Origin of the sequence: Enterobacter sp. Lyrl_3, from assembly GCF_051948675.1 — a bacterium.
Lineage (GTDB): Bacteria > Pseudomonadota > Gammaproteobacteria > Enterobacterales > Enterobacteriaceae > Enterobacter > Enterobacter cloacae.
In genome coordinates, this window is record NZ_JAYJLI010000001.1 from 423,758 (window position 1) to 444,385 (window position 20,628).

At 49.4% G+C, this 20,628-nt stretch carries 24 protein-coding genes and 3 tRNA genes; 5 read left to right on the top strand and 22 right to left on the bottom strand.

Annotated features, from left to right (window positions below; all coding sequences use genetic code 11):
- The first annotated feature begins 217 nt into the window (after positions 1-217).
- Both VF709_RS02220 and VF709_RS02225 read left to right on the top strand, forming a co-directional pair.
- Entirely contained in the window at positions 218-1,120 is a 903-nt protein-coding gene (locus VF709_RS02220; protein ID WP_094887996.1) for a helix-turn-helix transcriptional regulator, read from the top strand.
- A 61-nt stretch (positions 1,121-1,181) separates the two neighbouring features.
- Complete coding sequence (locus VF709_RS02225; RefSeq protein ID WP_440230844.1) at positions 1,182-2,000, top strand: DUF726 domain-containing protein; 819 nt, start codon at positions 1,182-1,184, stop codon at positions 1,998-2,000.
- 610 nt (positions 2,001-2,610) lie between these two features.
- Here VF709_RS02225 and VF709_RS02230 read toward each other — a convergent pair.
- From VF709_RS02230 to VF709_RS02245, 4 genes are all read right to left on the bottom strand, one after another.
- Positions 2,611-3,045: a DUF2787 family protein gene (locus tag VF709_RS02230; RefSeq protein WP_060579567.1), complete on the bottom strand. Its 435-nt coding sequence runs from the start codon at positions 3,043-3,045 to the stop codon at positions 2,611-2,613.
- A 93-nt stretch (positions 3,046-3,138) separates the two neighbouring features.
- Entirely contained in the window at positions 3,139-3,648 is a 510-nt protein-coding gene (locus VF709_RS02235; RefSeq protein WP_195808946.1) for a hypothetical protein, read from the bottom strand.
- 25 nt (positions 3,649-3,673) lie between these two features.
- On the bottom strand, positions 3,674-4,045 hold the full coding sequence (locus tag VF709_RS02240) for a hypothetical protein (RefSeq protein WP_223283620.1): 372 nt from the start codon (positions 4,043-4,045) through the stop codon (positions 3,674-3,676).
- A gap of 360 nt (positions 4,046-4,405) precedes the next feature.
- Positions 4,406-5,623, bottom strand: a complete 1,218-nt coding sequence (locus VF709_RS02245) for a site-specific integrase (RefSeq protein ID WP_045418864.1) — start codon at positions 5,621-5,623, stop codon at positions 4,406-4,408.
- A gap of 80 nt (positions 5,624-5,703) precedes the next feature.
- Between VF709_RS02245 and VF709_RS02250 the strand changes: the two genes are divergently transcribed.
- Positions 5,704-6,444, top strand: a complete 741-nt coding sequence (locus tag VF709_RS02250) for a hypothetical protein (protein ID WP_440230845.1) — start codon at positions 5,704-5,706, stop codon at positions 6,442-6,444.
- A 241-nt stretch (positions 6,445-6,685) separates the two neighbouring features.
- On the opposite strand, the gene VF709_RS02255 is transcribed toward VF709_RS02250, so the two are convergent.
- The 6 genes from VF709_RS02255 to uvrY all read right to left on the bottom strand — a co-directional run bounded on the left by VF709_RS02255 (position 6,686) and on the right by uvrY (position 10,223).
- Positions 6,686-6,772, bottom strand: a tRNA-Leu gene (locus VF709_RS02255).
- 12 nt (positions 6,773-6,784) lie between these two features.
- Positions 6,785-6,858, bottom strand: a tRNA-Cys gene (locus tag VF709_RS02260).
- Positions 6,859-6,904: 46 nt separating this feature from the next.
- A tRNA-Gly gene (locus VF709_RS02265) sits at positions 6,905-6,980 on the bottom strand.
- Positions 6,981-7,132: 152 nt separating this feature from the next.
- Complete coding sequence (gene pgsA / locus VF709_RS02270) at positions 7,133-7,681, bottom strand: CDP-diacylglycerol--glycerol-3-phosphate 3-phosphatidyltransferase (RefSeq protein ID WP_013096028.1); 549 nt, start codon at positions 7,679-7,681, stop codon at positions 7,133-7,135.
- Positions 7,682-7,737: 56 nt separating this feature from the next.
- The gene (gene uvrC / locus VF709_RS02275; protein ID WP_013096027.1) at positions 7,738-9,570 is read right to left on the bottom strand and encodes an excinuclease ABC subunit UvrC; all 1,833 of its coding nucleotides are present in this window, start codon (positions 9,568-9,570) and stop codon (positions 7,738-7,740) included.
- A complete protein-coding gene (uvrY, locus tag VF709_RS02280) occupies positions 9,567-10,223 on the bottom strand; it encodes a UvrY/SirA/GacA family response regulator transcription factor (RefSeq protein WP_013096026.1) in 657 nt (218 codons plus the stop codon). Before uvrY ends, uvrC begins: the two co-directional genes overlap by 4 nt.
- A gap of 399 nt (positions 10,224-10,622) precedes the next feature.
- Here uvrY and VF709_RS02285 point away from each other — a divergent pair, with 399 nt between their 5' ends.
- Both VF709_RS02285 and VF709_RS02290 read left to right on the top strand, forming a co-directional pair.
- Positions 10,623-10,703 (top strand): hypothetical protein, encoded by an 81-nt coding sequence (locus VF709_RS02285; protein ID WP_418250438.1) that lies wholly within the window; start codon positions 10,623-10,625, stop codon positions 10,701-10,703.
- The gene (locus tag VF709_RS02290; RefSeq protein WP_013096025.1) at positions 10,690-10,914 is read left to right on the top strand and encodes a DUF2594 family protein; all 225 of its coding nucleotides are present in this window, start codon (positions 10,690-10,692) and stop codon (positions 10,912-10,914) included. The genes VF709_RS02285 and VF709_RS02290 overlap by 14 nt, the downstream gene beginning before the upstream one ends.
- A 65-nt stretch (positions 10,915-10,979) precedes the next feature.
- On the opposite strand, the gene sdiA is transcribed toward VF709_RS02290, so the two are convergent.
- The 12 genes from sdiA to VF709_RS02350 form a co-directional block, all read right to left on the bottom strand.
- Entirely contained in the window at positions 10,980-11,702 is a 723-nt protein-coding gene (gene sdiA / locus VF709_RS02295) for a transcriptional regulator SdiA (RefSeq protein WP_440230846.1), read from the bottom strand.
- Between the two features lie 221 nt (positions 11,703-11,923).
- A complete protein-coding gene (gene tcyN, locus VF709_RS02300; RefSeq protein ID WP_013096023.1) occupies positions 11,924-12,676 on the bottom strand; it encodes an L-cystine ABC transporter ATP-binding protein TcyN in 753 nt (250 codons plus the stop codon).
- Complete coding sequence (tcyL, locus tag VF709_RS02305; protein WP_013096022.1) at positions 12,673-13,341, bottom strand: cystine ABC transporter permease; 669 nt, start codon at positions 13,339-13,341, stop codon at positions 12,673-12,675. Before tcyL ends, tcyN begins: the two co-directional genes overlap by 4 nt.
- A gap of 21 nt (positions 13,342-13,362) precedes the next feature.
- On the bottom strand, positions 13,363-14,349 hold the full coding sequence (dcyD, locus tag VF709_RS02310) for a D-cysteine desulfhydrase (RefSeq protein ID WP_149896311.1): 987 nt from the start codon (positions 14,347-14,349) through the stop codon (positions 13,363-13,365).
- Positions 14,350-14,456: 107 nt separating this feature from the next.
- Positions 14,457-15,257, bottom strand: a complete 801-nt coding sequence (gene tcyJ, locus VF709_RS02315) for a cystine ABC transporter substrate-binding protein (RefSeq protein WP_149896310.1) — start codon at positions 15,255-15,257, stop codon at positions 14,457-14,459.
- Positions 15,258-15,343: 86 nt separating this feature from the next.
- On the bottom strand, positions 15,344-15,895 hold the full coding sequence (gene fliZ / locus VF709_RS02320) for a flagella biosynthesis regulatory protein FliZ (protein ID WP_013096019.1): 552 nt from the start codon (positions 15,893-15,895) through the stop codon (positions 15,344-15,346).
- Between the two features lie 54 nt (positions 15,896-15,949).
- Positions 15,950-16,669: an RNA polymerase sigma factor FliA gene (locus VF709_RS02325; protein ID WP_013096018.1), complete on the bottom strand. Its 720-nt coding sequence runs from the start codon at positions 16,667-16,669 to the stop codon at positions 15,950-15,952.
- Positions 16,670-16,817: 148 nt separating this feature from the next.
- The gene (locus VF709_RS02330; protein ID WP_023622419.1) at positions 16,818-17,555 is read right to left on the bottom strand and encodes a class I SAM-dependent methyltransferase; all 738 of its coding nucleotides are present in this window, start codon (positions 17,553-17,555) and stop codon (positions 16,818-16,820) included.
- On the bottom strand, positions 17,552-18,004 hold the full coding sequence (locus VF709_RS02335; protein ID WP_149896309.1) for a GNAT family N-acetyltransferase: 453 nt from the start codon (positions 18,002-18,004) through the stop codon (positions 17,552-17,554). The genes VF709_RS02330 and VF709_RS02335 overlap by 4 nt, the downstream gene beginning before the upstream one ends.
- Positions 18,001-18,966 carry a hypothetical protein gene (locus VF709_RS02340; RefSeq protein ID WP_013096015.1) on the bottom strand — a complete coding sequence of 322 codons (966 nt, stop codon included), beginning with the start codon at positions 18,964-18,966 and terminating at the stop codon, positions 18,001-18,003. The genes VF709_RS02335 and VF709_RS02340 overlap by 4 nt, the downstream gene beginning before the upstream one ends.
- Entirely contained in the window at positions 18,960-19,922 is a 963-nt protein-coding gene (locus tag VF709_RS02345; protein ID WP_028028148.1) for a glycosylase, read from the bottom strand. Before VF709_RS02345 ends, VF709_RS02340 begins: the two co-directional genes overlap by 7 nt.
- Before the next feature lies 1 nt (position 19,923).
- Positions 19,924-20,622, bottom strand: a complete 699-nt coding sequence (locus tag VF709_RS02350) for a WbqC family protein (RefSeq protein WP_048972052.1) — start codon at positions 20,620-20,622, stop codon at positions 19,924-19,926.
- Positions 20,623-20,628 lie beyond the last annotated feature (6 nt).

Sequence of the window (20,628 nt, forward strand, 5' to 3'; positions counted from 1 at the left end):
AACAGGTCATGTACAGGTCAGGATGATAATTATCACCCTGAACGTAAAAATACACATGGACAGGATGAGTCCACATGTTATTCGATGATTCCAGCAATGTTTTAATATATTGATAATTAATGAGTTAATTTTTTTCTCCGTCACAGTAAAAGTGGACTCATCCTGTCCGTTACTTTGCTGAAAATATCCTCTTCGCTGGCATTAACCGGATAAACGAATGGGTAAGCACGATAAACTTGGATATCGACTCGGATTGATATTAACTCGCCTGAACAATGGTGAGTCACTAGCCGTCCGGGAGTTATCTGAGGAATTTAACGTTTGCGAAAAAACTATCCGTCGTGATCTTACTCAGCGCCTGTCCTATCTTAATCTGATTCGACAAAATGGTCGTTATCGCCTGTCTGACGGTGTTCTCGGTCAACGCAGCAATGCTGATTTACGTCATTTCACGCGCATCCTGGGTATTGAAGGGCTGTTCCCTCGCTGGGATGACAGACTACTGAGTATTTTGTTAGGTAACACGAAAAACAACCCGTTTCTGATAAAACAACGTCCATACGAAAACTGCGGATCATTCATGTCAATTCTGAATGTATTATCCGATGCCATCCTGTCACAGAAGAAAGTAAATTTTAATTACAAAGATAAAGAGTTTCGGGCTGTTGAGCCATACAGGCTGGTTAATGACAACGGATTGTGGTATCTCGCTGCCGCCCATGACAGTACATTAAAAAGCTTTGTTATCTCATCTGTCAAAGACGTTTGCATGAGTAATATCGCTTTCAGGATAATCCCCGAAATTAATGAAAAAATAGAAAAGACAGATGGTATCTGGTATAGCGAAGACCTTATCGAAGTTCTCATTTCAGTTTCCGCACATGTTGCTCCGTGGTTTACCCACCGTCATCTATTGCCAGGACAGGAAATAATTCATACTTCCCGGTCTGGCGATTTACTGGTGATATCACGTGTAACACACACAGATCAGATAATGCCTTTAATGAAATACTGGATACCGGATGTCGAAGTAATACAACCGGCCTCAATCCGTCAACAACTTGCTGAAGATATACAATCCGCACTGAAACGTTACACCCAGCCAAGTAACGCCCCGTAATGACACGGATAATATAATTTTCATTGAGTGCTATTTTTGTAAGCTAAAAAATGGAGTTACCATGAAAAAATGCCCGGTTCTTCTTGTTGTATCAGGGTTTCTGACCGAAAATGATATATCATGGTTTAACCGAATTAAAGCAGGGTGTGGCCTTGATGTCAGACACTATAAATGGGAATCGGCAAATCTACTATCCATATTAAGTTCTGACATAGCGAACAAGTGGGGGTTATATACTCTCTTCCCCCTGAGAACATCTCCTTTATTGTCATCAATCTCCATCCCATTTAAAGCGCGTCAGGCCTGGTATAATGCAACGAAAGCAGCAGTTAATAACAGAGAAAAATTAGCACGCGTAATAAACGAGATATACGTTAAAGAAAAGCGTAATGTGATCATAATGGGTCATTCTTTAGGGACTCGATTAATAAACAATACATTACCCTATATTAAAAATGATAATATTCTCTTAACAATCTCTATGGCCGGAGCCACCCCAATAACAAGTTATACAGAGAACATAATGAAAATGGCTTACGGTTCAAAAATGGGGCATTTAAATATCTACAGTGAACATGATAAAGTACTTAACACGATATACCCTCTCGTTGAGTCAGTAACACCAATTGGGGTTCGGGAGGTGAGATTCAGACCTGCTCGGATAATCAACTGGAAGTGGAATATTGGTCACACTGAATATATTACTTCAAACAGGATTGATTCATTAACACACTGGTTAAATGTTACCTGTGCCGATTTAGCTGATCCAGCCGTAGAAATCACTGACGACGACATGAAATCATTTCATGATATTATTAATCTTGCAAATTCAACACATCATAAAAACACTGTCGCACCTAAATTAATATCATTTGAGTAGTTAAAAAAAGGTTGCATTATAACGGGAGTATATATTTACTCCCGTTAATTTTCATATTTTATAGTATTGATATGGATTCGATTAAAAATTTCGTCTAACTCGTTCCCTTATCAAACTTGCCAGCCTTACCCTTCCAGGTGAAATAGTTTCCGTTACAGTTTCAACTCTCAACAAATCACGCTGTCCGGTTCGGCGACTGACCGCGAAACGCTGACATATATCATTAACCGATACCGTATTACCGGTATACAGTTGAAGTAATATCCAGCACAGCCTTTCTGCGATCCTTTCACCGCGAGTTTTATACATCTGTAAAACCTTCATTTATCGTCAACGATGACATAGCCCACCTCAAAACCCACATAACTGACTGTATTCATGAACATTTATTACCGGTGTAATACTGTCGTTGGGGTAATGGATTAACCGTTATCACCCTGCTACAGGAGAATGCTCCATAGGGGGCAAAAACCACGAGGGATCTGAGATCCCCCGTGTCTGCACATGTTTATGCGAACAGCCAGGAAAAAGAGACATCATCCCCATGCTATGATGCACGCCACATGCAGAAGTTTACAAAGCCGCCCGCTTCCTTCCTGTTCATAACGGGTCAACAACTTTCCACAGTTACCGTTACCCGGTAAATCCCCATAGAGAGATATTCCATAAAATTACGCTCCCACAGGGACCAGAGTTCATTCTTCTCAGATACCAATGAAATATCTCCAAACAGATAATGGAAGACGTAATGACCCGACCAGCAAAAATCTATTTCCTTTTCCAGTTCCGGGTAGACTCGTCCCATGTAACTAAAGTCTGTGACATAATCGAAATACCATTCGTTATCCTGACGGATGAACCGCATTTCAACCGGATGAAATCCGCCGGATTCTGCACTGTAGTCCGGGTCACGAAAATTAATGACTACTGCCCTGACCGACGTTTGCTGAGATTGTTCTGCCAGAAGCGTAGCGATGTGCTGCTGAAATAATTTGGTGACAGGCAGCGTTAATCCTGCCTGTTTTAAGGCATACTGTGTTTGCATAATAGATTTTCCTTTAAAAGGTGAGTAGAGATGTGTAGTAGTTTCTGGTTGTATAACAGTTCTGGTAAAGAATTAATTCTTCGCAATCCTTTCTCAATCGCCAACCTTACTGAGTGTTTTAAGACGCGCCCGCCAGTCAGCATATAAAACATGCGTAAACAACTTCTCAGGGTGCGCCTCAAGCAGACATATCTCCGGTGAGCGTAAAACAGCGGCCAGGAAACCGGCATTATTGGCACTTGCCCCTTTAAAAAGGGTTCTGAATACACCAGATTTGAAGCCCGTTGTCGGTTGTACTTCGAGCACACTTTCAATCTTAGAAAGAGGGATCCAGTCTTTAGAAAACAATCCGCCGCTGCCATTTGCCAGGAGGCGCAGATAGAGATCATTATCTTTTTCAGACATTGCCAGTTGCCATGTCAGCATGCCACTGGCTTTAGGGCTGATTTTTTCCGCCTGTCCTGATTCAATGAGCAGCTTATAACTCTCTTCAGGTAATATTTGCCCGTTTTCAGTGATACCTTTTTCAATATCACTTAAATCATTATTTAACTCCAGCCCCTCGTGTTCATTATTATTTTTTCCTGACTTTGACTTTCTCATTTTCATCTCCTGATTTTAATCTGATTTACAGACGGGATTCCGCCATAGACATTAATTTATCAATCCCGCCCAGAGGACAATTGGGATGAAACAACAGATAAATACCATTTCCATTATCTTCTGTAATTGATAGCATCAAGTAATATTCATCTGTCAGACGGACCACGAACTCGGGGTTAGCAATTAAATGATGAATTACATTCAGTACGTGTCGTTTAATATCTTCGAGAACATCTCCGGGTTCAATGTACATTAATGTTACACCCACCTCTCCCCAAAAATTCATTGCGGAAAGTTCATCATCAAATGGGAGTATCAGTTCTTTTCTCAAAACAGACATAACTGAATCGGGAAGAAGGAGCGACGGCAGGTCTTGCCAGTTCGAGACAAATTTCATTGAATAATCCTCATAAACAAAAAACCCGATACGTTTTAAGTATCGGGGTTACATAGACAGGGTAAATAATCTGGAATTGCCTTCAGTGGTCATCTATATTCTTTCATAATATCCACAATCCTTGCAGATCAGCACTGGCGCATTATTCCTTTCACGCTGTTCAAGGAATCTAAAGAGACGTTGTATCGCCCTGATGATTTCTTTAAGCAATTCTGGTAATTGGTCCGGGCTAATATATCCGGATGTCGATGTCAGGAACCGGTCATCGCGAGTCACCTCTGCTATCTTTCCGGCAGTTTCTGTCACTGTGTTTCGGCTACCACACTTAGGACATTTTAACGGCATACTCATTCTCCACGTTTAAGGGGTGCTAAAATCATCATTGTTACCGGCAGTAACGGTGTTCAAAAGAAGGTCAGTTACGCCCTGCCCGGTCTGACGCATACGCTCTGGTGTCAATTTCGCGTAGCGCTCCGTACTTTGAATACTCGCATGCGCCAGTTGGGCTTTAACGTCATACAGACTGTACTGACCACTGGAGACAAGTAATGATGCGACAGAATGGCGCGTGGTGTGGAAACAGACTTCACTTTTATCTATCCCGCACTCTGCCAGTATTTTTTCATAGGCCCATCGGGGTTCAGATATCGGTTTTCCATTGTCCTTTATGGCGAACAGATAGGGATTACTGCCAACCCGTGGGATCGAATCAATAATTGATAATGCGGCTTCGCTAAGATATACAGTCCGGCTGCGACCATTCTTTGTATAAGGAATAAACAAGGACCTGTTATCTCGATCAACATGTTTGTGCATGACGTTAAGCATTTCTGATTTGCGGGTACCGGTTAACAACAGCATCGCTATCAGTCCCCCAGCAGCCTTATTGGGATATCGTGCCGCAGCGTCGAGGATCCTCCTGATCTCATCAGCGTCAAAAAAGCGCGTCCGCTGATTATTCTCCTTCAGCAAAGGGATCTTATCGGCTTCATTCTTCTCCAGGACATCCTGTCGTAGCGCATAACGCCCCATAGTTTTCAGAATAGCCAGTGCCCTGTTACAGGTAGACGGTGCATACTGCTGGCCGTGAATACGGCCCTCAAGCATGTCAAAAAGCACCTGCTGGATCTCCCGGGCCCGAAGGTCACAGTAACGTATCTTCCCCAGACGAGGTTCAATGTATTGCGTGAAACGCTGAACATCCTTATCCCAGGACTTTTTATGGCGTTTGATGAACGGAACATAGGTCTGGTGAAAAAACTCACTAAGTGTTGGCATCGCACGATAATTATCGCGTTCTGCTTTAGGGTCATTTCCCAGTGCAATCGCCTCCTTGTGACGACGAGCTATCTGACGGGCTGTCCCCACATCGATTTCAGGGAATCTGCCAATACTGATACTTTTTTTGGTACCGTGGAATGTGTAGCGCAGGAGGAAACGTTTGTTACCCGTTCGACCTGAGAGACATTTGAGGCCAATAACTTCGGTATCAGATACCTCAAGCTCTGTAGATCTGGTATCTGTGTTTGCCGGAAGGGCTTTGATGGACGAATTGGTGAATCGGAAGGATTTTTGCATATTTATCCTCATGTATCTGATTGATATCATGAAAATAATATATATCTGAAGGTGTTTTTATTACGGGGCAGGATTGAAGAATGGAAAGGCTATTAGACGCGTACAAACGGATATTACAGGAAGTTGACGCCCAGTCATTTAACCTGAATGAAGATAAATACTCAGGCGTCTTTTTACCCGTGCCGTTTGAAGAATACTGGCACTCACCGATAAAAATCATGCTGGTTGGACGTGAAACCGCAGGCTGGAATACGCTGAATGGTAAGAATACGATATCACGGATACTGGGACTTATACCTGACGTCACCATCGCGCAGGTGGTTGAAGAAGCTGTAGATCGTTACAGGAAACATCTTCCGGTACAAAGTGATGGCACCACCAACCTCAAATCGCGTAGCCGCTTCACGCAATATCATTTCAGGCTGGCCCGGGAGCTTAATATTCCTCCCCAGGCAATCGTGTATGCCAATCTACTGGCGTGGGATTACGACGGACTGACCCCTCTCAATCGCCCTCAAAATGAAGTGCAGGAAGTCATATTAGCCTCGCTGAAGCTACTGGCGGTACAAATTAAACACCTTGAGCCTGATTTCATCATCTTTGCATCTGGAGCCCGGAGAACAGACTACATCATAAAACAGGTGCTTACTGAGCTGGGCGGCTATGAGACTTCTGCAGTCATTCCGGGGAAGCTATGGGAGTTCAAAACAGGTAATGCAATCTGTTTCAGAATTGCCCATCCAAGGGCTATGCGCGGACACCAGAAGTACAGAGATGAGGTGATTGCACGAATTAAGCAACTTTGTACTCAGGGTGGCTAGAGCATTACAGTTTGCTCAGCAGGCCCCCCTTCCCGGAAGAGTACCGGAAAACAGGCAAAGCGGCCTGGTTCTCTATGCAGGAGGCGACACGTTCAATTCGGCATTGCCAGGCTGTAGATTGCAGCTCATTGCACCCCGTGAGCACAGGATATGCACAGGGCGTGAATTGCATGCACAAAAAAACCACCCGTAGGTGGTTTCACGACACTGCTTATTGCTTTGATTATTCTTTACTTTCCCATGGTACCCGGAGTGGGACTTGAACCCACACAGCGCGAACGCCGAGGGATTTTAAATCCCTTGTGTCTACCGATTCCACCATCCGGGCTCGGGAAGAAAGTGGAGGCGCGTTCCGGAGTCGAACCGGACTAGACGGATTTGCAATCCGCTACATAACCGCTTTGCTAACGCGCCGTTAAACTTTTTAAACTGACACCCGCTATTGCGCATGTCTTTAATCTGGAGCGGGAAACGAGACTCGAACTCGCGACCCCGACCTTGGCAAGGTCGTGCTCTACCAACTGAGCTATTCCCGCATGTCATCAAGTTAACTGCTAACCACTTGATTTCATTATCGTCCGGCTAACTGTGCCGCCGTTCGATGCGTTGCATTCTACTGATATGACGTGATGAGTCAACGTTATTTTTTGCATCCCCGGATCGTTTGCTGAAAATTACGGCGAAACGATCACTGTTCAAGCAAATCTCCGCGCGCCGCGTTCAAATATTGCAGCATTGACCACAGGGTCAGCACCGCGGCAACCCACAGCAGGCCGATTCCCGCCCACTCTACCCAGGCGTTCGGACGCCACAGCATCCAGACCAGCGCCGCCATTTGCGCGGTGGTTTTCACTTTACCGATCCAGGATACCGCCACGCTGCTGCGTTTACCCAGTTCAGCCATCCATTCACGCAGTGCAGAGATGATGATCTCGCGTCCAATCATGGTGGCGGCTGGCAGTGTCACCCACCAGGTGTGGTAATGTTCAGCCACCAGCACCATGGCAATAGCCACCATCACTTTATCGGCCACCGGATCGAGGAAAGCACCAAAACGGGTGCTTTGGTTCCAGCGGCGCGCCAGATAACCATCAAACCAGTCGGTGACCGCGGCAACCAGGAAAATCAGCGCACAGGCAAAAGGGGCCCAGACAAACGGCAGATAAAACGCGAGTACAAAGAACGGGATAAGCACGACGCGAAAGAGAGTGAGCAACGTAGGGATGTTATATTGCATAATGACGGTAACTATTTGTTGTCAGTAAAATTTAGCTCTATGTTGCTACAGAGCCCTCAATGTTTCAACGAGTAGTAGATCTTTTCTGCCAGCCCTTGCGAAATACCCGGCACTTTTGCAATTTCCTCCATGCTGGCGTTGAGTAATCCTTGCAATCCGCCCATATACTTCAGCAGCATCTGGCGACGTTTTGGCCCAACGCCTTCAATGGTCTCCAGCGTGCTGGTGTTTTTCACCTTCGCCCGTTTTTTACGGTGACCGCTAATGGCGTGATCGTGTGACTCATCGCGAATATGCTGAATAACATGCAGCGCCGGGGAATCCGGCGGCAGGCTAAAGCCTTCACCTTCCGGCTCGAAGAACAACGTCTCCAGCCCGGCTTTACGATCGGCCCCTTTTGCCACCCCCAACAGCAGGGGATGGTTTTTATCCCAGCTGACATCCAGGGATTCAAAGACCGCCTTCGCCTGGCCGAGTTGCCCTTTCCCGCCGTCAATCAGGATCACATCCGGGATCTTGCTCTCTTCAATGGCTTTACCATAGCGACGACGCAGCACCTGATTCATTGCCGCATAGTCATCCCCCGGGGTGATGCCGGTGATGTTGTAGCGACGATACTCAGCACGCAGCGGACCGTTCGCATCGAACACCACGCAGGAAGCAACGGTCTGCTCCCCCATGGTATGGCTGATGTCGAAACACTCCATGCGTTTCACTTCCGGCAATTTCAGAAGCGTCGCCAGAGCCGTTAAACGCTGGCTCACCGTCGACTGCTGGGAAAGTTTGGTGCTGAGCGCTGTCGCGGCATTGGTACGCGCCAGCTTCAGATAACGCGCACGGTCGCCGCGCGGTTTGGTCTGGACATTCACCCGGCGTCCCGCCAGCTCGGATAAAGAATCGGCCAGCAGGGTTTTATCGGCAAGGTTAAAATCAAGCAGGATCTCCGACGGCAGCGTACGCATCTGGCTCCCCTGCAGATAAAACTGGCCGACAAAAGTTTCAACCACTTCACCCAGCTCCGTACCGCCTGGTACTTTAGGGAAATAGCTGCGGCTGCCGAGCACTTTGCCCTGACGAATAAACAGCACATGCACACAGGCCAGACCGGCATCAAAGGCAACGCCGATCACGTCGAGATCGTCACCGGTGTTCGAAACAAACTGTTTCTCCGTCACCCGGCGCACCGCCTGAATCTGGTCACGTATGCGCGCGGCCTCTTCAAACTCCAGCGCGGCGCTGGCTTTCTCCATACGGGCAATCAGTTGGGTCAGGACCTGATCGTCTTTACCGGCTAAAAACAGGCGCACGTACTCAACCTGCTGCGCGTACTCTTCTTCACTCACCAGCCCGGCGACGCAGGGCCCCAGGCAGCGGCCAATCTGGTACTGCAGGCACGGACGCGAGCGGTTACGGTAGACACTGTTTTCGCACTGACGAACAGGAAAGATTTTTTGCAGCAGCGCCAGCGTCTCACGCACGGCATAGCCGTTAGGAAACGGCCCAAAGTATTCACCCTTCGCATGTTTCGCACCACGGTGCATCGCGAGCCGGGGATGGGTATCGCCGCTCAGAAAAATAAACGGGTAGGATTTATCATCCCGGAGCAGAACGTTATAGCGCGGCTGATAGAGCTTAATATAGTTGTGCTCAAGCAGGAGTGCTTCTGTCTCCGTATGGGTGACGGTGACATCAATATTCTGGATGAGCGCGACCAGCGCTTCAGTCTTACGGGAGGCTAGGTTGCTGCGAAAATAGCTGGAGAGGCGTTTCTTGAGATCTTTCGCCTTCCCCACGTAGATAACCGTACCGCCAGCGTCATACATGCGATAAACGCCAGGCTGGCTGGTCACGGTTTTCAGAAATGCTTTTGAATCAAATACATCACTCACTGACTTAATAACGTCTCCGCATTACACAGACCATGACGGATGGCAAGATGAGTCAGTTCAACATCACCGTGGATGTTCAGTTTACTGAACATCCGATAACGATAGCTGTTCACCGTTTTCGGGCTGAGATTCAGTTGCTCCGAGATCTCATTTACCTTCTGGCCTTTGGTGATCATCAGCATAATCTGCAATTCACGCTCAGACAAACTGGCAAACGGAGATTCGGTTTTCTCCGGCTCAATCTGGCTCAGCGCCATTTGTTGCGCAATATCGGAAGCAATGTAACGCTGGCCGGCAAAGACGGAACGAATCGCATTCACCACTTCCTGCGGCGCGGCGCCTTTACTGAGGTAACCTGCCGCCCCTGCCTGCATCACCTTCGCAGGAAGCGGGTTTTCGGTATGTACGGTCAGCATGATGACTTTTGTGTCAACAAAGGTACGCGCGATTTTGCGTGTTGCTTCAAGCCCACCGATACCGGGCATGTTCATATCCATCAGCACCACATCGGCTGAATTGGTGCGGCACCATTTAACGGCATCTTCGCCACAGCACGCCTCACCGGCAACTTTAATACCTTTTATATCTTCAAGAATGCGTCGTATCCCTGCGCGCACCAGTTCGTGGTCATCAACAAGAAGGACGTTGATCAAAGGGAATGTCTCCAGAATAGGGATAACGCTACTGAGTGATAATTGGCTTTATATTAACGTTTTTCCTCACAAGATTAAAACGTTAAAAAACCGGCTATTCGATTTCGCTCGCGTTTTTGGAAATTAGCCTGTACAGATGCTGGAAAGAAAGCCCGCGCGGTGAGCGCTTGTACGGCTTTTTTTAAGCATCTGTATTCAAAAAGTTACAAAAATCGCTGCCCCGTCACGGTCAAAAAAACAGTTCTCAAATTTTTGTAACAATAATTAACGGCAAGCGAACCGGCCATAAACAATTAATAATCTTCGACCCTGTACAGTTTACTGGCACGCGGTGTTTATGCCAATAAACACCCTGCGGAAAAGTATGAAAAACAACCGCTGCATTTTTTGGAACAGCTTGTGGTATACTCCGCCGCCTTGACTTGCATCATCGCGCGCGAGCGCTGTTTTATAACGAGGAAAATAAATGAGCACACCTGAATTTGCAACTGCGGAGAATAGCCAGGAACTGGCCCAGGAAGTCAACTGCCTGAAAGCCCTGCTGACGCTGATGTTACAGGCAATGGGTCAGGCTGACGCCGGACGTGTGATCATTAAAATGGAAAAGCAAATCGCGCAGATGGAAAACCAGGCTGAGTCAGCGGTATTTGCCAATACCGTTAAGCAAATTAAACAAGCCTACCGTCAGTAAAAAAAACGGCTGAATGTGTTGCATTCAGCCGTTATCTCGTCTGGCACGCAGAACGTTCTCTCTGCTCAGATTAACCCTGTTGCCGCCGCGTAACACGCAATCTGCGTCTTGTTTGGCGCGTTGAATTTCTTCTGCATATTCTTCTGATGGAAGTTAACGGTATTCTCCGAGATAGAGAGAATGATCGCTATTTCCGCTGATGTCTTCCCTTCCGCAGTCCATTTCAGAATTTCCCGCTCACGTTTGCTGAATTTCATTTCGGGTGGCATCACCATCTCATCTTCAAAACGCAGCAGGCTGGTTAACGCCATTTGCAGCAGCATCTGCAACCGCAGCTCTAATTCTTCGCTGGTGACCGCGCCCGCCTGAACGCTGGTACACGAAACGGACAGGAAACCGAGCGCGTGATTTGGCAGCATCAGGCACTGTGTTATTCCCTTACGCAAGCCATGGTCGCGTGCGCCATTCCATAATGCCTCAGCGTCCGCGAATAATTCATCCGTCCAGGGTAAATGGCCCTGAATGAAATTCTCTGGTTTGAGCACCGGATCAATGGCGAAATAATTCTCTGACTGATATTGCGCCATCCACTGTTGTGGATACGTGGCGTGCACAGATATCCTGGGGCGCGTAAATGGCACAGGATGGCGCACACAGAGTGCGTAATAATCAAATTCGAGCGCCTGAGTTTGTCGCTGCAGTTCCTGATATACCTCACTGGCACAGGTCAGTGCCTGAAACCGGAGGAAGCAATCCTGTCGCCAGGAGAAAAAGTCTGAATCCTTCATACTTACTAAATGAAGCCTCTGAAATGATATTCATTATTAAGGTGAATATAACCTAACACATAAAACTTATTTCTAACCACAAAATATCGGCAATAGCACAATTAACTTTAGTTTTGATAAGGTTTATCTGTACTGAGCGGAATAAAAAAACATGGCAGACGAAACCGCGAGAGAATAATTTGCTCCAGAAGAAAAATCTGGAGCAAATGCGTGCAAAAATGCTACTGCATAAGGAATTTTTCAAGGAATTGACGGGTTCGCGGCTGCTGCGGGTTGGCAAATAAACTTTTTGCCGGCCCCTGCTCCACAATCCGTCCTTGATCCATGAAAATAGCCCGGTCGGCGACGTCACGGGCAAAGCTCATTTCGTGAGTCACAATGACCATGGTGCGTTTTTCCTGTGCCAGCTGACGAATAGTGTTAAGCACCTCGCCCACCAGCTCAGGATCGAGCGCAGAAGTGGGTTCGTCAAAGAGGATCACATCCGGGCGCATTGCCAGCGCGCGGGCTATCGCCACACGCTGCTGTTGCCCGCCCGAAAGACGACGCGGATAGCTGGTCTCTTTCCCTGCCAGCCCCACTTTGGCAAGCAGTTCACGCGCGCGTGCCGTGGCTTCCTCTTTTGGTTCACCTTTCACAATCACCGGACCTTCAATAATGTTCTCCAGCACCGTCCGGTGAGGGAACAGATTGAAGCTCTGGAAAACAAACCCCACGTGCTGGCGCAGCTGGCGGATCAGGCCTTTTTGCTGGCTGATGGATTTACCGGTATCAATGGTGATCTCCCCAACCCGAATGGTGCCTCCCTCCGGCTGTTCAAGCAGGTTAATGCTGCGCAGCAGCGTGGTTTTTCCTGAGCCGCTCGGGCCGATAATCGCCACCACTTCACCCTGCTCCACCTCCAGATCGATCCCGTGGAGCACCGTTTGCCCGTGGAATTTCTTCACCAGGTTTTTAACGTCGATAGCACTCATTTTGGATCACGCTCCTGGCGGTTAAGCTGGTTTTCAAAATAGTTTTGCAGGGCAGACAGCACCGTCGCCATCACCCAGTAGATCAGCGAGGCAGCAAGATACATGGTAAACACTTCAAGCGTGCGCGAGGTGATAAGCTGCGCCTGACGGAACAACTCCGGCACCTGAATCGTCGCCGCCAGCGAGGTGTCTTTCACCAGGCTGATAAAGCTGTTGCTGAGCGGCGGCAACGCCACCCGCGCCGCCTGCGGCAGAATGGCCCGGCGCAAGGTTTGCCACGGTGTCATACCGATACTGGCTGCGGCTTCCCACTGCCCTTTATCAATCGACGAAATTGCCGCACGCAGGGTTTCCGAGGTATACGCCGCCGTATTAAGCGACAGGCCAATCATCGCTGCCGGGATCGGGTCCAGTTCAATCCCGAACTGTGGTAAACCGTAGTAGATCATAAAGAGCTGCGCGATAAGCGGCGTACCGCGAAACACAGAGATATAAAAGCGAGCCAGCCAGCGCACCGGCCAGACGGGCGACATACGCATTAAGGCCAGCACAAACCCGAGGACCAGGCCGAAGAACATGCCACCAATACTGAGCTGTAAGGTGAACACCGCGCCTTTCAGCAGGAACGGCAGCGAATCGATAACCAGTTGAATACTTTCTTGCATTATTATTTTTCGACCTGATTTTTAGACATTAGGATGATAGGCAAACAGCGCGGGCGCGCCGCCGGTGTGCACAAATAAAATCGGCCCTTCATCCTTAAAGCGTTTCTGCGCAATGCCATCAATAAGCCCGGCCATCGCTTTGCCCGTATAGACCGGATCCAGCAGTATGCCCTCAAGGCGCGCCAGCAGTTTAACCGCTTCCATTCCCTCTTCGTTCGGCGTACCGTAACCCGGCGCAAAATAGTCGTCCCAGAGCAGAATATCGGCCTTTGCCTTCAGCTCGAGCTGGTCTGCCACCGCCTGCTGCAAGCTCACCACTTTGGGTTTTTGATCCGCAACGCTGCGCGATACCGTCACACCAATCAGCTCAACGTCCGGCAGCAGGTGCTCCAGCCCGACGGCCAGCCCCGCGTGCGTGCCCGCACTGCCAGAGGCAACCACCACTGACGAGAGGCTCACCGCCCCTTCGCACTGCTGAGCAATCTCCAGCGCGCTTTCCACATACCCCAGCGCACCCAGCGCATTCGAGCCGCCCACCGGAATGACATACGGACGAAAGCCCTGTGCTTCAAGGCGTGTGGCCAGCTCATCGAGCTGTGCGGTCGGGTCGGTCAACGCATCGACCATTTCAACCTGCACGTTAAAGAGATCCAACAGCAGACGGTTACCGTTGGTCAGGTAGTTCTCTGCCCGTGTACCGATTGGGTTTTCCAGCAACGCCACGCAGTGCAGCCCAAGTTTTGCCGCCACCGCCGCCGTCTGGCGAACGTGGTTGGACTGAATCGCCCCTGCGGTGACGAGCGTATCCGCCCCTTCACGCAGCGCGTCAGCCGCCAGAAACTCCAGTTTGCGCAGCTTATTGCCCCCCATCGCCATTGGCGTCACGTCATCACGCTTAATAAAAATATCGCGTCCTAAATAGTCAGAAAATCGCGGCAGATACTCCAGCGGCGTCGGCGCGCCGATAAACTCCAGGCGGGGAAAGCGCGTTAAATTCTGTAGTGACATGGGTTCTCCGGTAACTCAGACAAAATGTGATATTTTTCATTATGCACGCAGACGCGTAAGAAATAAAAAAGGCGCTTTTAAAAGCGCCTTTTTTTAACGTCAAAGACTTATTTGGTGACGTCTGCCCCAAACCACTTCTCAGAAAGTGCTTTCAGGCTGCCGTCTTTTTGCATATCCGCAATGGCGGAGTCGATCGCCTTGACCAGGTCTTTGTTACCTTTACGGACAGCAACCCCGGATTCCTGACGAGAGAACGCATCACCGGCGACCGCCAGGGTATTGTTGGTTTTCTTCACCAGATCCAGCGCCGCCAGACGGTCAACCAGGATAGCATCGATACGGCCAACGCGGAGATCCTGGTATTTTGTCGGGTCATCATCATAGGTGCGGATATCCACACCCTGAACGTTCTGGCGCAGCCACTCTTCGTAGTTGGTTCCCAGACCGACACCGACTTTTTTACCTTTCAGATCCGCGGCCGTTTTGATTGAGCCTTCGTTGCCTTTCTTCACCAGCGCCTGGATACCGGACACGGTGTACGGCGTGGAGAAGTCATACTTCTTCTTACGCTCGTCAGAAATGGTCACCTGGTTAATCACCACATCAATACGTTTGGAATCCAGCGACGCCAGCATACCGTCCCATTTGGTCGGTTTCAGGGACGCTTTCACCCCAAGGTGTTTCGCCAGTTCTTCCGCAAATTCCACTTCGAAACCGGTCAGTTTACCGTCATCACCCTGGAAGCTGAACGGAGGATAGGTTCCTTCCAGCCCGACCAACAGCGTACCGCGCTCTTTCACTTTGTTAAGCAGGTTCTCTGCGGCGAAGGTTTTCACGCTCATTCCCGCGACCAGCGCAACGGCCATAACGCCCATCAGCGCCTGACGACCCAGAAGTGCTAATTTCATAAGTACCCCGATATAGTGGAATTTTTGTGTAGTGTAGAGAAATCGCCTGCAAGGTCAAAGGCGACTGCGCTACATCTTATTCTTTTTTAATATATATCAGAAGTTGTCCCGGCGTGGGCTTTCTGCTTTACCGCCGCCGGCATTTGGACCTTATATTGTGCGTACTTGCGCAGCGCAATACGGTAGTTATTAGTACTGGTCGCAGGCAGCCACGGCTCCAGGTTTTCATCCAGATAGCCGGTCTTGAGCAGATCGCGGGAAATGTTATTCACGGTCAGATGCTGTCCCAGGCGACGCAGGCGAACCACGTATTCGCGAACGGTCCCGTGACTCATCTCGGTCTGTTCAAACAGGAACTGTTTGAAACCGATAATATCGAAGAAGTCGCTTTGCTCTTTGCAGTGGAGATCGCCACAGAAACGGCAAAGCGCCACCCACTCTTTCTGCTCTTCGAGCCACGCGGCTTCGTCCATCAACGTGTCGAGACGAGAAATCGCAATTTTATTGACGATTTCGCCACGACGAACCAGCGTGATACGATCGAGTAACTTGTTACAGTGGGCGCAATGCGTCTGGCTGTGTTTAAAGTCTTTCAGGTAGCGGCTTAAAGGCCGTCTTTTAGATTGCTGCACCGTCATGATAACTCCTGGTTGTCAATACGTTGTGCGGCATTTTTCAGGTGAATCAATCACCTATAACTTACCCAGCTTGGTTCGTAAGCGTTTGATGGCCTGGCTGTGCAGCTGGCTTACCCGCGACTCTCCCACTTCCAGAACAGCGCCAATCTCTTTGAGATTAAGCTCTTCCTGATAATAGAGGGTTAACACCAGCTGTTCGCGCTCTGGCAAAGCTTCAATGGCTTCCATCACGCGCTGGCGTAAATTACCTTCCATTAAATGGTGTAACGGGTTTTCTTGCTGATGCTCATCCGTCACCAGCTCGATGCTATCGCCATGCTCTTCGCGCCACTCGTCATAAGAGAAGAGTTGGCTATTATTGGTATCGAGCAACATCTGACGATACTCTTCAACAGGAATACCAAGCCGTTCCGCCACTTCCGTTTCCGTCGCGTTGCGTCCCAGTTCCTGTTCCAGCTGCCCCATCGCATGCGCCACTTCGCGCGCGTTGCGGCGAACACTGCGCGGCACCCAGTCCCGGCTGCGCAGCTCGTCCAGCATCGCACCACGAATACGCTGAACTGCGTAAGTGGTAAATGCCGTTCCTTGCAGAGCGTCGTATCGGTCAACTGCATTCAATAACCCGATACCGCCCGCCTGTAGCAGATCGTCCAGTTCCACGCTCGCCGGCAAACGCACCTGGAGGCGCAATGCTTCGTGACGCACCAGCGGGACATAACGCTGCCACAGCGAGTGTTTATCCATTACACCTTCAGCGGTATAGAGTGAATTCACGATAAACAGCCCTGCGTTAGTTGAGTTATCGGCATGATTATCCGATTCTGCAGGGCGTTCAATTGGATGAATAGTGGGTAAAATAAGGGGTTATTTGGGGGTTACCGATGCATGTCGGGATAACATGCATCCTGCAGCAGGAATAACGTCAGCCTTTTTTACACAGCAAGAATATGCTTGAACATAAATCAGGGTATTGATGGCCTAACTCGTAGCAGCCCTCAAGATATTGCGTCGAGATGATATCCGTTTGTAAAAGTTTATCCCACTGGAAATTAGCCAGCGCTTTGAAAAAAATACCTGTGCGATAAACCACATTCAGTCCGGCAAGACGGGCATCTCTCTCAAGCGTATCCAGAGAATAAGTGCAACGATGGCCATGGAGAAACTCGGCCTCCGTCACCGCACTATTATGCGAGATTAATCCCATTTTGACCGCAATCTGTCGGGAAGCGGCATGCGCATTGGGACACACCAGAAAAAGGTGTCCGTCATCCGTTAGCCATTCATCATTAATGCGTTTTAAGAGGTTAACGGGATCGTCAATATGCTCCAGCACATGGGTGAGAACAATATTGTCATAACGCTCAGGAAGTTGAACATCCTCAAAGCGGGAATGGACAAACGAGACATTTTTTCCCAGGCGCTCACGGGCGATGGTCATCGCCTCTTCGGAAGCTTCCACGCAGGTGATGGCGTTAAATTTTTCAGCCAGGCGTGCGGTGAAATCACCTTTAAAACTACCCAGTTCAAGTAAATTACCCGGCTTAAAGAACGGTGTGAACGCACGAATCATAAAAGGGTGCATCACATCAAAATCAAAGTTATAGGCGTACTGATGATCGGCAGTATCCTTGATTTCCAGATTGTAATCACGAAGGGTCATGTTGTTTTCTCTCTCTGTAAAGTCATGGTTATCTTTGAACCGTTTGCTATTCCAAAGGTAAAACCATGCTTTAGATATAAACGTTGTGCCGACACGTTATTCTTATCGACTTCAAGATTAATTTCAGTCACACCCTGGGAGTGTAAATGTGCAATGCTTTGAATTAACAGCTGACTACCCATGCCGCAATGCTGAGCGTCCGGCAAAACGGAAACATTCGTAATAAATCCCTGCTGACACTGCGCGTTATAATAGGCAGCCACCAGTCCTCTGAGGGTGTTGTTTTGCCAGGCTTCGCTTCGCCATGCCCGCGCCACTATTTTTTGGGCATAGTCCTGTAACGCTATTCTTTCGCTGATTGACGCAATAAATAGCGGGTCACACCGGTTAAAATGTTCGACTATCTCCTCCCGAGAGGCGCGGTTTTGACAAAACACCCAGCGATTCATAACACCAGTTCCGCAAGGCCGAAGCCCGCTTTGCCAAACGCATTACCGTTATAAAGCAAATAGACTTTTTCATCGCAGCGGAAAAGATGGGGATAGCACTGCATTTCGCTGTCCCAGTCATCCACGGACGCGAGCGACGCCATCTGGCTATCATCACGATGCCAGTGGTGTAAATCATCAGACCAGGCATAGCCCAGACGATAACCGCGCCCCTGCCCAGTACGGAAATCGAAACACTCCCGGAAGCAAAAGACCATATGATACCGGCCATTGATTTCAATCACCGTCGGCAGCGCCTGGCATTCGTCTTCCCCCAGCACCGAAGGAATGATTTGCTGGCTGTCACGCTGCCAGTTGATGCCATCGTCTGATTCCGCATGGGCAATTTTATAAATGCGATCCGGCACCGATTCCGGCGTCCGCTTTTTCCAGCCCGTGCCAAAGATGTACCACATGTGGAAACGTTCACGGGTATGGATAACAAAGGCATCCCCCACTAAGTGCGGCTCGTGCAATGAGGGGCCCATCACCGGCCCGGTTCCGACACGGGTGAAGTGTTCGCCATTGTCTGTGCTTACTGCCAGACCAATAGCCGTATCAACCGAGACCGAAACGCGACGGTTCCACCCGGTTGTCCATGCCATGATTTTGCCGTCGTGACGCAAAACGTTGCAGGGGAAGATACCGTGCTCGTCGAATGTGCCCAGTTCAGCAGGAGCAAGCACCGGCTCGGGACTGATGCGAAGCACCTCCCGCAGAGATTTATCCATATCCACATAGCAGACGCGGCTGATGAACTTTGCTGAGTGCTTTTCTTGCTCACGCGTGGAGAAGTAGATACGGACAAAGTCATCAAACACCAGCGCTTGCGGAGACTGGGCAAACCCTACCCCATTTGCCAGTGGGGGAAACTGTGACGGCGAATAGATTAGTCCGTGCTTACGCCAGTTCAGGGTTAGCATAATTTGCCCTCAAGTTGTGCCAGGCCAAAGCCATAGCGGCCCACCTGATCCCCCAGATAAGCCATGTAAATAGTGCCATCCAGTTCAAATACGTGGGGGTAGCTGATCATCTCGGCATCCCACCCGGAGGCAGACACATCAATGCCAGCTTTACTGTCATCCCGATGCCACGTGATCATATCCAGACTCCACGCGTAGCCGATGCGGTAACCGTTCTGCTTTCCGCGATAATGGGCGCTGTAGCGGTAGCAAAAGAACATATGGTATTTGCCGTTGGCGTAAAAGACATCCGGGCTGGCCTGCGCCTCGTCCTCTTCGATACGGCTGGGGATCAGATCTTTATTCAGCTTCGTCCAGTTGATGCCATCGTCAGAGGTCGCCATGCGGATCTTGTAGACCGGCTCTGCGCGGCCATCCACCCACTTCCATTTGCGCCCGGCGATATAAAAAAGCTGCCACTGGTTATTGAATCTGCGAATTTTTGGCCCACTCATCACAAACGGCTCATCCGGTGAGTAGCCAATTGCCGGTCCCGGGCCCGCTTTAACAAAGGTTTCCCCCTGGTCATGGCTCACCGCCATGCCAATCGCCACGTTAAACGGCACCGATTCGCAGCGGGTCCAGCCTGCATACCAGGCTTTTACCACATCGTTATCGCGCATTACGGAGACGGGATAGGTTCCAAATTCGTCGAACTCTCCGTATCCGCCCAACGGGAGAATCGGTTCGCGGGCGACGCGCAACACGTGGAAGAGATCGTCACGTGCCAAATCGACCCAGGCGGAGTAGCTGACATATTTTCCCTGTTCATCGGCGGGTGGACGGCAGGAGAAATAGACGCGTACGAAATCATCAAAGATCAGCGTCGCAGGGGCCTGCGCAAACTCTTTAAGCCAGGGGAGATGGGTCACTTCCTGCGGGGTAAAGACCTTACCCAATTTTTTCCATGTAAACATATTAAATTAACTCATAACCATGCTGGAGGCGACGAACCACCTCATTGCGAGGGTTAAACATCATGACGTCAATAATCGACAGCCACGGAATAAACGCCGCGTCAGAATGCGGGTAGTGCCACGGCTGCGGCTGGATAAATTTCAGCTCAAGCCCGCGGTCGACAAAATCCTCCCGGGAATAGAGCGCCATGCCCCCCGGGGGATTAATATACGTACGGACGTTCATCACCTGACAAATATCGATGACGCGATCCTGAGACTTTAACGCGTGATTCGCCGGTAATGAGGACGAGACAATCAGCTCGCAGGAGAAGCCAAAATAGTCCCGCAGCCGGTTCAGCCCCTGCCACAGATAATTAAACAGGTTTTCGTCCGGGTTCTGAATAATCTCCTCAACAACCGGCATTACCGCAGAAAATGAGGGGGCGTGGCGATACGCCCCGATTATCTGATTGCACAGCTTGTTGCGGTCAAATGTGGCTGAGAGCTGCCGCTCCCTGATATCCAGAAAGTCCGAGTCTTTTTTTAGCGGCAGCGAGATTAACGACTCCGCACCGCGAACCTGAATACGGTTACGGTTAATCCACCCTTTTTTCGTGTATTTGATGTTGTCATACACCACGAAAGCATCAACGGCCGCCATGAGCTGAAAATAGCCGCAATACGGGAAAAAATAGGGTTGCATGATCGCCAGCTTCATCGGTTT

Coding starts and splice junctions, on each gene's coding strand:
- VF709_RS02220 (WP_094887996.1), top strand. CDS start 218: ATGGGTAAGCACGATAAACTTGGATATCGACTCGGATTGATATTAACT.
- VF709_RS02225 (WP_440230844.1), top strand. CDS start 1,182: ATGAAAAAATGCCCGGTTCTTCTTGTTGTATCAGGGTTTCTGACCGAA.
- VF709_RS02230 (WP_060579567.1), bottom strand. CDS start 3,045: ATGCAAACACAGTATGCCTTAAAACAGGCAGGATTAACGCTGCCTGTC.
- VF709_RS02235 (WP_195808946.1), bottom strand. CDS start 3,648: ATGAGAAAGTCAAAGTCAGGAAAAAATAATAATGAACACGAGGGGCTG.
- VF709_RS02240 (WP_223283620.1), bottom strand. CDS start 4,045: ATGAAATTTGTCTCGAACTGGCAAGACCTGCCGTCGCTCCTTCTTCCC.
- VF709_RS02245 (WP_045418864.1), bottom strand. CDS start 5,623: ATGCAAAAATCCTTCCGATTCACCAATTCGTCCATCAAAGCCCTTCCG.
- VF709_RS02250 (WP_440230845.1), top strand. CDS start 5,704: ATGGAAAGGCTATTAGACGCGTACAAACGGATATTACAGGAAGTTGAC.
- pgsA (WP_013096028.1), bottom strand. CDS start 7,681: ATGCAATATAACATCCCTACGTTGCTCACTCTCTTTCGCGTCGTGCTT.
- VF709_RS02290 (WP_013096025.1), top strand. CDS start 10,690: ATGAGCACACCTGAATTTGCAACTGCGGAGAATAGCCAGGAACTGGCC.
- sdiA (WP_440230846.1), bottom strand. CDS start 11,702: ATGAAGGATTCAGACTTTTTCTCCTGGCGACAGGATTGCTTCCTCCGG.
- tcyN (WP_013096023.1), bottom strand. CDS start 12,676: ATGAGTGCTATCGACGTTAAAAACCTGGTGAAGAAATTCCACGGGCAA.
- tcyL (WP_013096022.1), bottom strand. CDS start 13,341: ATGCAAGAAAGTATTCAACTGGTTATCGATTCGCTGCCGTTCCTGCTG.
- dcyD (WP_149896311.1), bottom strand. CDS start 14,349: ATGTCACTACAGAATTTAACGCGCTTTCCCCGCCTGGAGTTTATCGGC.
- tcyJ (WP_149896310.1), bottom strand. CDS start 15,257: ATGAAATTAGCACTTCTGGGTCGTCAGGCGCTGATGGGCGTTATGGCC.
- fliZ (WP_013096019.1), bottom strand. CDS start 15,895: ATGACGGTGCAGCAATCTAAAAGACGGCCTTTAAGCCGCTACCTGAAA.
- VF709_RS02330 (WP_023622419.1), bottom strand. CDS start 17,555: ATGACCCTTCGTGATTACAATCTGGAAATCAAGGATACTGCCGATCAT.
- VF709_RS02335 (WP_149896309.1), bottom strand. CDS start 18,004: ATGAATCGCTGGGTGTTTTGTCAAAACCGCGCCTCTCGGGAGGAGATA.
- VF709_RS02340 (WP_013096015.1), bottom strand. CDS start 18,966: ATGCTAACCCTGAACTGGCGTAAGCACGGACTAATCTATTCGCCGTCA.
- VF709_RS02345 (WP_028028148.1), bottom strand. CDS start 19,922: ATGTTTACATGGAAAAAATTGGGTAAGGTCTTTACCCCGCAGGAAGTG.
- VF709_RS02350 (WP_048972052.1), bottom strand. CDS start 20,622: ATGAAGCTGGCGATCATGCAACCCTATTTTTTCCCGTATTGCGGCTAT.